Raw genomic sequence first — 14,381 nt, 5'->3', positions numbered from 1 at the left:
GCGGGAACGGATCGCGGGTCGGAAACGGCGGGGCGGTTCTGAGCTTGGCTCATTCTGTATCCGTGAGGTCGAGAAGCAGGGCATCAAGTTCGGCAGGCTGCAACTGCTCGCCGCCCGGAAGCGGCGACGCAGCAGGCGATGCGTCGGGGTCCGTCGCGGCTTGCGCCGCGAGATGCGCGCACAGTGCGCGCAGCGCGTCGTCGGTCAGCGCGGCGAGGCGTTCGATGTCGGGCGGCGTGGCAGTGACCGCAGCCCCGGTCGGCACACCGCTGTACGCGAAGCGGATCGACAGCGCGCCGGCCGCGATCGCCGCGTCGATCGCGAGCGGATGCAGCACCGGGTCGTCGGGCGCGCGGCCGTCCGGCAGGCCATCCGCCACGATGCGTGCGCCGAGTTCGGGCAGCGCGCCGGCGCCGCCGTCTGCGGCGGTGCCGAGATAGTTCCAGCTGACCGCGCGCGGATGTGCATCGGCGAGCGCGCCGTGCTGCGTCAGCACGCCGAAGCCGACGCCGCCGTCGGGCACCGCGCGCAGCAGCGCCTTCGTGCGAGCGATCGCGGCATCCCAGTCGTCGTCGGCTTCGACGCGCAGCGGGTAGACGCAGGTGAACCAGCCGACCGTCTGCGACACGTCGGCGTCGATGCCCGCCGGCGCCTGCCGGCCGTGGCCTTCGACGTCGACCTGCAACGCGGCGCCGTCGGTCCAGCGGTGCCATGCGCGTGCGAGCGCGGCCAGCAGCAGCTCGTGCGTGCGGGTGTCGCGCACTCGGTTGAGCGGGCCGTTCAGCCGGGCGGTGAATTCGGCGTCGAACCCGAGCCGCACGATGTCGAGCGCGTCGACGCGGCCCGGTGCGCCGAGCGTGTCGGCGGCGTCGCGTGACGTCGCGGCCAGCATCGCTTCCCAGAAGCCGCGCTCGGTCTCGCGGGCGGCGGCGGTCGCGGCGAGCGCGTCGTTCCAGCGGCGGTAGCTCGTCGCGTGCGGCGCGGGCGGCATCGGTTCGCCGCGCCGGACGGCGCCATGGCATGCGTCGAGATCGGCGAGCAGGATGCGCCACGACGCGACGTCCATCACCAGATGGTGGGCGACGACGATCAACTCCGGCGCGCCGCTCGGGCCCTGTGGCACGTACGCGGCATGCGCGACGGGGCCGCGCACCGGATCGAGCGTCGCCTGCAACGCGGCCGCGTACGCGCCGAGCGCCGCACCGTCGGCGAGCGCGGCGGGCGCGATCGAAAGCGGCAGCAGCGCGGCGCCGTCGCGCGGCGCATAGCGCTGCCGCCAGCCGTGAGCATCCCGTTCGACGCGCAGCCGCAGCGCGTCGTGACGCAGCGCGAGCGCGGCCAGCGCGCGGGCGAGCGTGTGGGGATCGAGCGGCGCCGCGAGCGCGAGCCGCACGTCGATCGTGAAGCGTCGCGGCGCGTCGATGCCGGCCACGCCGCGTTCGAGGAACCAGCGCTGGATCGGCGCGAGCGGCACGTCGGCCGCGTCGGGTTCCGGCTCGGCCGCGCGCACCGGCGCCTGCGCCGCGTCGCGCGCGCGACAGAGGTCGGCGATCGCGCGCGGCGTGCGCAGCTCCAGCACTTCGCCTGCGCCGACCCGGATACCGTGCCGCAGCAGCGTCGCGCCGACCTGCAACGCGAGGATCGAGTCGCCGCCGAGCACGAAGTAGTCGTCGTCGACGCGCGCATCGGGTACGCCGAGCACCTGGCGGAACGCGTCGCGCACCCAGCGCTCGACGTCGTCGCGCGGCGCGTCGGCCGCCGCGTCATCGGCCGTGCGCGGCGCGGGCGCGTGCGCATCGCGCAGCACCGCGCGATCGATCTTGCCCGACGCCGTGAGCGGCCATGCCGTCACGGCGACGAAGCGCGCCGGCACTTCGTGCGGCGCGAGCGAATGCGCGGCCCGCGTGCGCAGCGCGTCGGCGTCGAACCCGGCGGTGTCGCGCGGAATCACGAACGCGGTCAGTTCCGGGCGACGCCCGGTTTCCGTCACGTCGACCAGCGCCTCGCGCACCGCCGGATCGCGCAGCAGCACGCCGGCGATGCCATCCGGATCGATCCGGTAGCCGCGCAGCTTCACGTGGCCGCCCGCGCGGCCGAGATAGCGGATCGAACCGTCGGCGAGCGTGACGCCGCGATCGCCGGTCCGGTACAGGCGAGCGCCGGGCTCGCCCGACACCGGGTCCGGCACGAAGCTCGCGGCGGTGAGCCCGGCGCGGCCGAGATAGCCGCGCGCAAGCGCGGGGCCGCCGACGCAGATCTCGCCGGCAACGCCGATCGGCGCCACCCCGAGCCATTCGTCGAGCACGACGGTCCGCACGCCTTCGATGCCAGCACCGATCGGCGGCAGCGGCTCGTACGCGTCGCAGACGTGCAGGCTCGCGCAGACGGTCGCCTCGCTCGGCCCGTACGCATTGACGACGCGCCGGCCGCGCGCCCAGCGCGCGAGCAGCCCGGCGGGTGCGGCCTCGCCGGCGGCGACGATCGTTTCGACGCCGGCGAGCGCGGCGTCGTCGAGCGCCGCGAGGAGCGACGGCGGCAAGGTCACGTGCGTGACGCTGCCCGTGCGGGCGGCGTCGAGCAGCGCGTCCGACGTGCCGCTCTGCTTCGCGCCTTCGGGCGGCAGCATGAGTGCGGCGCCGCTCGACAGTGCGGTGAAGATCTCCGCGACCGACGCGTCGAACGTGAGCGGCGGGAACAGGAAGATGCGGCTCCCGGCGTCGACCGCGAACCCCGCGTGCATCGCGCGGCACATGTTCGCGATACCCGCGTGCGTGACGCCGACGCCTTTCGGCTCGCCGGTCGAGCCGGACGTGTAGATCACGTACGCGAGGCTCGACGACGGCGGCGGCGGTGCGTCAGCTTCTCCTTCCGACAGGTCGCCGGAGGCTTCGAACAGGCCCGCGACGCGCAGCGCGACGACACCGTCCGCGTCGGGCGGCGTGGCGTCGTCCGGGACGATCACGAAGCGCGCGCCGGCATCGCGCAGCATGTAGCTCAGGCGCGCCGGCGGATAGTGCGGATCGAGCGGCAGATAAGCGGCGCCCGCCTTCAGGATGCCGAGCAGCGCGGCGATCGCGTTCGCGCCGCGCGGCAGCATCATGCCGACGACCGTCTCCGGCCCGGCACCGAGCCGGCGCAGGTGCGCGGCGACGGTGCTGGCGCGCTGCGCGAGCGCCGCGTAGGTCAGTGTGGCCGTCGGCGTGATCAGCGCGGGCGCGTCCGGCTGGCGCGCGGCGGTGCGCTCGAACAGCGCGTGCGCGAGCGGCGCGTCGGGCGTCGCGCCATCGTGCCGGGCGGGCGCGGCGTCGGGCCGCGCGGCCGGCTCGTCGCCGACTTCGGCCAGCGTCGCGTCGGGCATCGCGGCGAACCGCTCGACGAGCCGCTCGAGCCGTTCGACGAGTGCCGCCGCCTGCGCGTCCGGGTAGCGGTTCGCGTCGTATTCGAGCCGCAGCGCGAAGCGCTCGCCGGGAATGATCGCGAGCGTGACCGGGTAATTCGTGTGCTCGTGATAGTCGGGCCGCGCGAACACGAGGCCGCCGGGCGCGGCGAAGTCGCCTTCGACCGGATAGTTCTCGAACACGACGAGCGTATCGAACAACTCGTTCGTGTCCGCGCCGGCCGCGCGCAGGATGTCGGACAGGCGCTCGTGCTCGCTCGCGTGCAGCTCGGCGAGCGCCTGCTGCACGCGAGCGAGCAGCGCGCGCACGGTCTGTGCCGGCGCGAGCGTCACGCGCAGCGGCAGCGTGTTGATGAACAGGCCGATCATCGCGTCGGCGCCCGGCGCACCGCTCGAGCGGCCCGACAACGTGACGCCGAACGCGACGTCGGCGCCGAGGCCGCTGCGCGCGAGCAGCAGCGCCCACGCGGCGTCGAACACGGTGCTCGGCGTCACGCCCGCATCACGCGCGAGTCGCTCGATCGCGTCGCTCGCTGCGTGCGTCAGCGCGACGTCGTGGCGCGCCTGGCGTGCCGGCCCGCGCGCGGGCGCGGCGAGGCGTGCGGGCGCGAGCCCCGCGAGGCGGGCGCGCCACGCTTCGTGCGTCGCACCCGGCGCGCGCAGCGCCAGCCACGCGAGATGGTCGGCGAACCGGCGGGGTGCGGGCAGCGCCGCGTCGCGGCCCGTATAGATCGCGATCAGTTCGCGGAAGAACACCGGGATCGACCAGCCGTCGAGCAGGATGTGATGGAAGCTCCACAGCCAGCGATGCCGCTGCGGGCCGAGCGTCGCGATCGTCAGCCGCATCAGCGGCGGGCGCGCGAGGTCGAACGGCCGCGCGGCGTCGTCGCGCAGCCATTGCGCGAGCCGTGCGTCCTGCGCAGCGGGCGTGGCGGCGTCGGACCAGTCGAGCCATGCGACGGGCAGCGTCGGCCGTGCGTCGACGAACTGGATCGGACGGCCGCCCGCGCGCGCGACGAAGCCCGCGCGCAACGCGTCGTGCCGCGCGAGCATCGCCTGCCAGGCGGCCGCGAAGCGCGGCAGGTCGAGCGGGCCGTCGACGACCGCCGTGATCTGCTCGTGGAAGGCGCTCGAGTCGCGATGAACGCTCGTCTCGAACAGCATGCCTTCCTGCAGCGGCGTGAGGCTGGCCAGCATCGCCGCGTTCGCGACCTCGGGCGCAAGTTCGTTCATCTCGCGCTGCTCGACGCGTGCGAGCGGATGGTCGGCCGCGAGCCGTGGCGCGGCGGCGATCGCATCGAGCAGCGCGTCGAGCCGCGCGATCCAGCGCTGCGCCGCGTCGTGCACGCGCTGCGGATCGAGCACCTGCGGCGCATAGCGCCAGTCCATCCGCAGCTCGCCGTCGATCACGCTCGCGACCACGTCGAGCGTGAAGCTGCGGCGATTCATCGCGCCGCGCTCGCCGGCGATCAGGTCCGGGCGCAACGCGAATTCGCCGTTCGCCGGGCGGCCGATCACGCCGAGGAAGTTGAAGCTGATCTCGGGCAGGCCGGCGGCGTCGAGCCGTTGCCGTGCGTCGGTCGAGGCGCCGAGCCAGCGCGCGAGACCGTATTCGTGGCGGCGCGGCGCGAGCGCGGCGAGTGCGTGGGCCGCGCGCGCGAGCAGATCGAGCGGCGCGTCGTCCCGCAGGCAGCCGTCGAGCACGAGCGGGCTGAGCGCAGTGAACCAGCCGACGAGCGACGATGCGTCGACGCCGTATTCGCCGTCCCGGCCGTGATGTTCGAGCGTGAGCGCGACGCGCTCGCTGTCGAGCGCGGGCGCGAGCGCCGCGCACAGCGACGCGATCAGGATCGCCTGGGTGCGCGAACGCTGGCCGCCGGGGCCGGCGTCGAGCAGGCGCGCGGTTTGCCGCGGCGACAGCCGCCACGTGTCGACCCGCGTATCGGCTTCGAGGCCCGGGGCCGGCGCGCGCGTAGGCAGCGCCGCGAAACCGCCTGCGGCGAGCGCGAGCCACGGCGCAGGGTCGGCCGCCAGCGCGGCGGCGCTCGCCGCGCGATGCCAGTCCGCGAGCGACGCGGCCGGAGCCGGCGGCGGCGCGTCGCCCACGAGCGAGGCGGCGAGTTGATGCAGCAGCACCGACCACGAGAACGCGTCGACTGCGACGTGATGCACGGCGAGCGCGAGCAGCGCCGGCGCGCCGTCGCGATGGATCAGCGCGGCGCGCGCGAGCGGGCCGTTGCACAGGTCGAGCCGCGCGGCGAGCGACGCGACGGTCGCGCGCACGTCGTCGTCGTTCGCGGCCGTGCAGACGTCCAGCGGAAAGTGTTCGGTTCCGGCCTGCCTGCCGCCGTCGCCATCGTCCGCCGCGAAGGTGACGCTCGCGCGGCCTGCGTCGAGCGTCACGCGCTGGCGCAGCGCCGCGTGCCGCGCGGCCAGTTGCCGCAACGCGTCGCGCAGCGGCGCCGGCGCGATCGCGCGGGTCGTCTCGACGACGATCGTCTGCGCCCAGTGATTCGGCTCGGCCAGGCCGAGCTGCGCGAACCACGCGACGATCGGCGTCGGCGGCAGCGGGGCATCCGCGGGCGGCTCGCCGGCCGCGTGCGGTGCGGCCAGCGGCGCGTGGGCGTGCGGTGCGCGATCCAGTTCCGCCGCGAGCGCGCGGAGGCTGGCGCCGCCGAGCATCTGGCCCGGCGTCAGGTGCAGCCCCTTGCCGCGCGCCTCGACGATCGCGCGCAGCGCGCTCAGGCTGTCGCCGCCGAGCGAGAAGAAGCTGTCGTCGCGGCCTGGCTCGCGGCCCAGGATGCGGGCCCAGACCTCGGCGAGCGTCTGCTCGGTCGGGGTGGCGGGTGGCGTGGGCGGCGCGTCGGCGCGGCTGTCCGTCGCGCTGTCGGGCGTCGGCGCGTCTGTGGCCGGCTGCGGCGCCGCGAGCCCCGGCAGCGGCAGCCGCGCGATCGGCGCGAGCGGGTCGCGCAACACCGCGTCGAGCAGGTCGGCGAAGCTGGCGAGCCAGGCGTCGGCGGTCGGCGCATCGAGCACGTCGCAGCGATGCTCGAGCGCCGCATGCAGCACATTCGCACGCGGCTCCAGCATCATCGTCAGGTCGAATTTCGCGGCGGCCGGATACACGGGCACGACCTCGAGCGACAGCGTGCCGAGCGCCGGCGCGCGCAGCGGTGCGCTCTGCAGCGCGAACAGCGCGTGGAACAGCGGGGTGTCGACCGCGTCGCGCGCCTGTCGTCGCGCAACCTCGTCGAACGGCGCGCGCGAATGCGCGAACGCTTCCAGCACGACGCCGCGGCAGCGCGCGACCAGCGTCACGAAATCGGGCTCGCCCGACAGGTCGACGTCGAGCACGAGCGTATTCGCGAAGAAGCCGATCATCGGCTCGAATTCCGGGCGCAGCCGGTTCGCGACCGGCGTGCCGATCGCGAGCCGCGGCGCGCCGCTCGCGCGATGCAGCAGCGCGGCGAACGCGGCGAGCAGCACCACGAACGGCGTCGTGTCCGCTTCGCGCGCACATTGCTCGACACGCCCGGCGTGCAGCGTGGCAAGCGGGCGCTGCGTCGTCCGTCCGGGCACCGTGCGCCGAGCGGTCGGTACGGCCGGTGCGGCCGCGCGCGGGAACGGCAACGGCGCGAGCGGTGCGAGCCGGCTCGCCCAGAAATCGACGTCGGCGGTCAACGCGTCGCCGGCTTCTTCTTCCCAGGTCGCGTAGTCGCCGTACTGAAGCTCGGGCTCGTCGGGCGCGCTCGCCGCGACGCCGGTTTCGAACGCATATTGCGCATCCAGCTCGCCGACGATCCGGTCGAGCGACCAGCCGTCGCACGCGATGTGATGGATCACCAGCGACAGCACGTGCTCGTCCGGTGCGAGCGCGAACAGCGTCGCGCGCAGCATCTGCGGGCGGTGCAGGTCGAACGGCGTCGCCGCTTCGGCGGCGAGGCGCGCGTGCAGCGCGTCGCGCGCGAGCGGTTCACGGGCCAGCTCGAGGGGGGCGTGCGGATGCACGAACTGCATCGGCTGGCCGTCGACCGCGCCGTAGCTCGTGCGCAGGATTTCGTGGCGGCGCACGAGCGCGTCGAGGCTGCGCGCGAGCGCGTCGGCGTCGAGCGCACCGACGATGCGCAGCGCGAGCGGGATCGCGTAGGCGGTCGAGTCCGGGTCGAGCTGCGCCAGCATCCACAGGCGCCGTTGCGCGCGCGATTGCGGAAAGACGAAGACGTCGAGCGGATCGCGGTTCGTTTGCGTCATCTCAAAGGGCTTTGTCGAGGGTCGTGAGGTGCGAGCCGTCCGGCCCGGCGGAAATGCGCGCCCGTACGCGCGCTGCGCGGCGCACCGGCGTGGGCGTCGGAGCGCCCGCTTCGCGCGCGTCGGCCGCGAGCGCATCGATCCACGCGGCGAGCGCGTGCAGCGTCGGCTGCATGAACATCCCTTGCAGCGGCAGATCGAGGCCCGTCGCGAGACGCGCCGCGTTCAGCGCCTTGAGCGACGCGATGCTGTCGCCACCGAGCGCGAAGAAGCTGTCGTGACGGGCAGGTTTGCGGCCGAGCACGCTAGCCCAGATGTCGGCGAGCAGGCGTTCGGTGGGTGTCGCGGGCGGCTCGCGATGGGTGTCGTCGGCGACGGCTTCGGGCCGCGGCAGCGCGCGGCGGTCGAGCTTGCCGTTGACGGTGAGCGGCAGCGCTTCGAGGACGACCACGTGCGCGGGAATCATGTGAGCCGGCAGGCGCGCGGCCAGATGAGCGCGCAGCGCGACCGGGTCGAGCGCGCCGCTCGCCGGAGTCGCATAAGCGACGAGCCGTGCATGGCCGTGCGCATCGTCGTCGGCCACCACGGCGGCATCGCGTACGCCCTCGTAATCGCGCAGCGCGGCCTCGATTTCGCCGGGCTCGATACGGAAGCCGCGAATCTTGATCTGCTGGTCGGCGCGGCCGAGATAGACGACTTCGCCGTCGGCGCGGCGTCGCGCGAGGTCGCCCGCACGATAGCGCCGCGCGCCTGGCGCGCCGTCCGGATCGGGGACGAAGCGCGCGGCGGTGAGCCCGGGCCGGTTCAGATAGCCGCGCGCGACGCCGGCGCCGCCGACGTGAATCTCGCCGGCAACGCCGGCGAGTACGGGCTCACCGTGACGATCGAGCAGCTGCAGCGACAGATCGGCCAGCGGCGCGCCGATCGGGCTGAGCGGTGCATCGGCATCGGCCCGGCGCAGCGTGCGCGCGGTCACGTGGACGGTCGTCTCGGTGATGCCGTACATGTTGACGAGACGTGGGCGTGTGTCGCCGTAGCGCTCGAACCAGTCGCGCAGCGCGGCGGGCTCGAGCGCTTCGCCGCCGAACACGACCAGACGCAGCGCGGGCAGTGTGCCGGGCTGCCGGTCGAGCAGGCGGAAGGCCGAAGGCGTCTGGCTGAGCACGGACACGCGACGCGCGCGCAGGAAATCGGCAAACGCGAGCGGATCGCGGCTCGTCTCGAACGGGACGAAGACGGCTTGCGCGCCGTGCAGCAGCGCTCCCCAGAGTTCCCACACCGAGAAGTCGAAGGCGGTGGAATGAAAGACGCTCCACACGTCGTGTTCCGCAAACGAGAACGGCTCGCGCGTGACGTCGAACAGGCGCAGCACGTTCGCGTGAGTGACGATGCAGCCCTTGGGCGTGCCGGTGGAGCCGGACGTATAGATCACATAGGCGGCTTGCGCGGCGCAGACAGAGCGGGGCGGGGCGGTGCGATTACCGCCGTCATCGTCAAAGCCGATCACGCAACGCGGCCGACGAGTGTCACGCGGCAGGCTTTCGAGTTCACCGGGAGTACCGACGATGGCGATCATCGCGCTGTCGTCGATGAGGAAACGCAGGCGCTCGTCGGGATAGGCGGAGTCGAGCGGCACATAAGCGGCGCCGGTCTTGAGAATCGCGAGCATGCCGATCGCGAAATGAACGTCGCGCCCGGACGCGAGACCGATGCGCAGCTCGGGGCCTGCGCCGAGATCGCGCAGCGTCCATGCGAGCGCATTGGCGCGTGCGTCGAGTTGGGCATAGGTCAGCGAACCGGCGTCGCCCGATACGGCAATCGCATCCGGATACTGCGCGGCGATCTGCTCGAACGCATCGCACAGGTTCGCATGCCGGAGCGTCGATGCGACCGGCGTACGCGATGTCACCGGCAAGTCGCGCACGCCGGCGACCGGCATCGCGAGCCACGGCGCATCGACGTCGGCCGCGATGTCGCGCAGCGCCGCGTCGAGCACCGCGACGTGCCGTTCGATCTGCGCCGCACCGAACCGCGCGACGTCGTAATGCAACGACACGTCGAAGCCGTCGCCGGCCGGGTCGCGCGCGAACTGCACGAGCAGCGGGAAGTCGGTTTCCTCGTGCGCGTCGAAGTCGACGACCGCGACGCCGGGCAGGTCGAGCGCGTCGCGGTAGACGTGGAAGTGGATGTAGTTGAACGCGACGTCGAACAGGCGGCCCGCGCCGGCTTCGTCGGCGATTGCGGCGAGCGGCAGGCGCTTGAGCGCGTCGATCTCGCGCTCGGCAGCGGCGACCCGCTGGATCAGCCCGGCCCACGAGCCGGGCGCGAGGCGCGCACCGAGCGGCACGCTGTTGAGAAACAGGCCGGTCGCCCGCGCGCTGAGCGCGTGATCGGGCCGGTTGTGGACGACGTAGCCCGTCACGGGGCAGTCCGATCCCGTCAGCATCGACAGCGCGCGCAGATGCGCGGCGAGCAGCAACGGGCGCAGTTCGACGCCGAGCACGCGGGCCTGCGCGGCGAGCGACGTCGACAAGGGCTGCGACACGCGCCGGACGACGCGCTCGACCGTGCGGCGGCCGGCGGTCCGGCTCCGATCGCGCGGGTCGTGCGGGTCGCCGCCCGCGTCGCCATCGCCGGCGAGCAGCGTCGCGGGCTGCCGTGCCAGCCGTTCGCGCCACGCGCGGCGCAGCGCATCGTCCGCGAGCGCGTCGCGCTCGGCGGCCGCGTGCAGCGCCAGTACCGGTGCATCGCTGGCGGCCTCGGCGCGCGGGCCGCCGCACGCGTGGCCGATGAGTTCCGTCATCAGCGTCGCGACGCTCCACCCGTCGACGATCGCGTGATGAAAGCTCAGTGTGACGTGGATCGCGTCGTCGGCGACGCGATGGACGAACAGCCGCAGCATCGGGCCATGCGCGATGTCGAAATCGCGCCGCTGCTCGGCGTCGACGAACGCGTCGAGCTCGACTCGCTGCGCTGCGTCGTCCAGCGTGCGGCAGTCGAACACCTGCAGCGCGGGAGCGGCTTCGCGGCGGATCAACTGCAGCGGCGTCGAAAAGCCGTCGAGCGCGAACCCGGTGCGCAGCGTCGCGTGAGCGCGTGTCACGGCCGCGAGCGCGCGGCGCCAGGCAGCCTCGTCCCACGCGGGAATCCGCAGGCGATAGCGGAACACGTCGTGAAACACCGCGCCACCGTCACGCTCGCGATGAAACAGCATACCGAGCTGCAGGCGGGACATCGGCAGCGCGTCTTCGAGGCCGTCGGGCAGCAGCGCGCGGTCGGCGTCCGACAGCAGCCCGAACGGCGCGGGCGCGGCGGACGCCGCCACCGGCGGCAGCGGGTCGCGATCGACCGCTTCGGCGAGCGCGGCGAGCGTCGGGCATTCGCGCAACTGAAGGGGCGACACGTACACGCCGCGCGCGCGGGCCTCGGTGACGACTTCGAGCGAATTGATGCTGTCGCCGCCGAGCGCGAAGAAGCTGTCGTGACGGGCCGGCTCGCGGCCGAGCACGCTAGCCCAGATGTCGGCGAGCAGGCGTTCGGTGGGTGTCGCGGGCGGCTCGCGATGGGTGTCGTCGACGACGGCTTCGGGCCGCGGCAGCGCGCGGCGGTCGAGCTTGCCGTTGACGGTCAGCGGCAGCGCTTCGAGGACGACCACGTGCGCGGGAATCATGTGAGCCGGCAGGCGCGCGGCGAGGTGGGCGCGCAGCGCGACCGGGTCGAGCGCGCCGCTCGCCGGAGTCGCATAAGCGACGAGCCGTGCATGGCCGTGCGCATCGTCGTCGGCCACCACGGCGGCATCGCGTACGCCCGGGTAATCGCGCAGCGCAGCCTCGATTTCGCCGGGCTCGATACGGAAGCCGCGAATCTTGATCTGCTGGTCGGCGCGGCCGAGATAGACGATCTCGCCGTCGGCGCGGCGTCGCGCGAGGTCGCCCGCACGATAGCGCCGCGCGCCTGGCGCGCCGTCCGGATCGGGGACGAAGCGCGCGGCGGTGAGCCCGGGCCGGTTCAGATAGCCGCGCGCAACGCCGGCGCCGCCGACGTGGATCTCGCCGGCGACGCCGTCGAGCACCGGCTCGCCGTGACGATCGAGCAGCTGCAGCGACAGATCGGCCAGCGGCTCGCCGATCGGGCTGAGCGGCGCATCGGCGTCGGCGCGCCGCAGCGTGCGCGCGGTCACGTGAACGGTGGTCTCGGTGATGCCGTACATGTTGACCAGACGTGGGCGTGTGTCGCCGTAGCGCTCGAACCAGTCGCGCAGCGCGGCCGGCTCGAGCGCTTCGCCGCCGAACACGACCAGACGCAGCGCGGGCAGTGTGCCGGGCTGCCGGTCGAGCAGGCGGAAGGCCGAAGGCGTCTGGCTGAGCACGGATACGCGACGCGCGCGCAGGAAATCGGCAAACGCGAGCGGGTCGCGGCTCGTCTCGAAGGGCACGAAGACGGCTTGCGCGCCGTGCAGCAGCGCGCCCCAGAGTTCCCACACCGAGAAGTCGAAGGCGGTGGAATGAAAGACGCTCCACACGTCGTGTTCCGCAAACGAGAACGGTTCGCGCGTGACGTCGAACAGGCGCAGCACGTTCGCGTGAGTGACGATGCAGCCCTTGGGCGTGCCCGTGGAGCCGGACGTATAGATCACATAGGCCGCTTGCGCAGCGCAGATGGCACGAGGCGGGGCGGTGCGATTACCGCCGTCATCGTCAAAGCCGATCACGCAACGCGGCAGATGATTGCCACGCGGCAGGCGTTCAAGCTCATCGCGGGTGCCGACGATGGCGATCATCGCGCTGTCGTCGATGAGGAAACGAAGGCGCTCGTCGGGATAGGCGGAATCGAGCGGCACGTAAGCGGCGCCGGTCTTGAGAATGGCAAGCATGCCGATCGCGAAATGAATGTCGCGACCGGACGCGAGACCGATGCGCAGCTCGGGGCCTGCGCCGAGATCGCGCAGCGTCCATGCGAGCGCATTGGCGCGTGCGTCGAGCTGGGCATAGGTCAGCGAACCGGCATCGCCCGATACGGCAATCGCATCCGGATACTGCGCGGCGATCTGTTCGAACGCATCGCACAGGTTCGCGTGCGACGGTACGGGCAGGGCGGTCGCACACGTCGCCCGCGCATCGCGACCCGCCGGCTTCGCCGGAACGAGCCGCGCATTCGCGTCGTCGAGCGCTTCACGAAGTACGTCCCGGAACGCATCGACGAGCGTCTGCGGCGCAAGCTCGCCGAAGCATGAATCGTTCGTGTCGAAGTCGACGTAGATCGGCCGTCGCGCGCTGAAGTCGCGCACATAGACGCGCAACGGATAGCTTTGCGCGGGCGTGCGCAGCGGCGTCACCGTCGTCTGCGTGCCGTCGAACGTCGCATCGTAGTCGTGCCGCTCATACGACAGGCTCACTTCGAACGGCAGCCGGCCCTGGTCGCCCGACACCGCGTCGAGCGGATAGCGCTGATGGCGGAAATCGGCTTTCAGTTGCGTGCCGATTCTCGCGACGAGCGCCGCGAACGTATCGGCGGGCGCCGCCGACGTGCGCAATACGCAAAAGCCGAGAAAGAGCCCGATCGTCTGCTTGTCCATCGCGGTGCGACGGTTCAGGATCGGCAGGCCGATCGCGAGATCGCGGGCGCCGACGACGCGAAACAGCGTCGCCTGCAGAACCGCCGCGAAGAAATGAAACGGGCTCGCGCGCTGCGCGTCCGACGATGCGTGCAGCGCGGCGGTGTCGGCCGCGCTCAACTCGAGCACCGTGCGGCGGTTCGACTGCGACGTCGCGCGCGGAAAATACTCGCTGTCGTATGACGCAAGGCGCTCGGCCCAGTAGCGCCGCGACGCGTCGCACTTGTCGGAAGCGAGATACGCGCGCTCGTCGGCGAGCATCGCGTCGACGCTCGTCTCGTCCCACGGCTGCGGCGCTTGGCCCGCACGCATCCGGTTGTACGCGTCGCAAATGCGGGCGTAAAAGAGTGACGTGCCCCATCCGTCGAACAACGCGTGATGGAATTTCGTATAGGCGACGTGGTCGTTGTCGCCAACCTGCATCAGCACCATCCGGCAGGCGATCTCGCGTCCGTCGGAGGCGAACGGGCGATTCGCGAAATCGTCGTCGATGAAGCGCTGCGCGGCGGCCAGCGGATCGGCATGCGCGCGCAAGTCGAGCATCTCGCGCGCGAAACGGGAGTCGTCGTGCACGATCTGGAGCGGGCCATCGTCGCAGTCGTGTAGCGACGAGCGCACCGCCGCGCTGTGCTGGGCGACGAAGTCGGCCGCGCGCCAGAAGAGATCGGCGTCGAGTGCCCCGACGATACGCGACGACGCGCCGATATGCGCGAGCCGATGGTCTTCGTGGGTGTGTTGCGCCGACAGAATATTGCGCTGTGCCGCCCGGAGGGGGTATTTCATCTCGCTGCCCGCCGTAGATGGATTCGCTTTCGAAAATTATTCGGATGCCGATACATTGCGACGTTCGATTGCGCCGGAAACCCGCGCAGCGGATGCGGCCATTCGCAAGTGACGGGCATTAAAACACCGCGCCGCCCGAGCGTCTGTCCCCCCAACGCCGGACAATGCGTGCGGTGCCCGTCATGCATTCCCATGACAGACATCGGGCGCCGCCGGTGTTCTAATCCGGCAGGCCGGTTCGCGCGCCAGATGCGCGAACGCCGAATCCGACGCGTTCGCGTCGCGCGGGCTTGATCGCGCTCAAACCGGGAAGGAATGCATGTCGACGGGTCGTCGTTT

Annotated in this window: 2 protein-coding genes; both read right to left on the bottom strand. The window is 72.4% G+C overall.

Going from position 1 to position 14,381, the window contains the following annotated elements; genetic code table 11:
- Positions 1-49 precede the first annotated feature (49 nt).
- Complete coding sequence (locus AC5LXX_RS33175; protein ID WP_493414310.1) at positions 50-7,648, bottom strand: amino acid adenylation domain-containing protein; 7,599 nt, start codon at positions 7,646-7,648, stop codon at positions 50-52.
- Between the two features lies 1 nt (position 7,649).
- Positions 7,650-14,042: an amino acid adenylation domain-containing protein gene (locus AC5LXX_RS33170; RefSeq protein WP_493414309.1), complete on the bottom strand. Its 6,393-nt coding sequence runs from the start codon at positions 14,040-14,042 to the stop codon at positions 7,650-7,652.
- Between the last annotated feature and the right edge of the window lie 339 nt (positions 14,043-14,381).

Source organism: Burkholderia torrens (assembly GCF_984668525.1).
The sequence above is the reverse complement of the archived record's forward strand: the minus strand, read 5'-3'. Positions and strand labels throughout refer to the sequence as shown.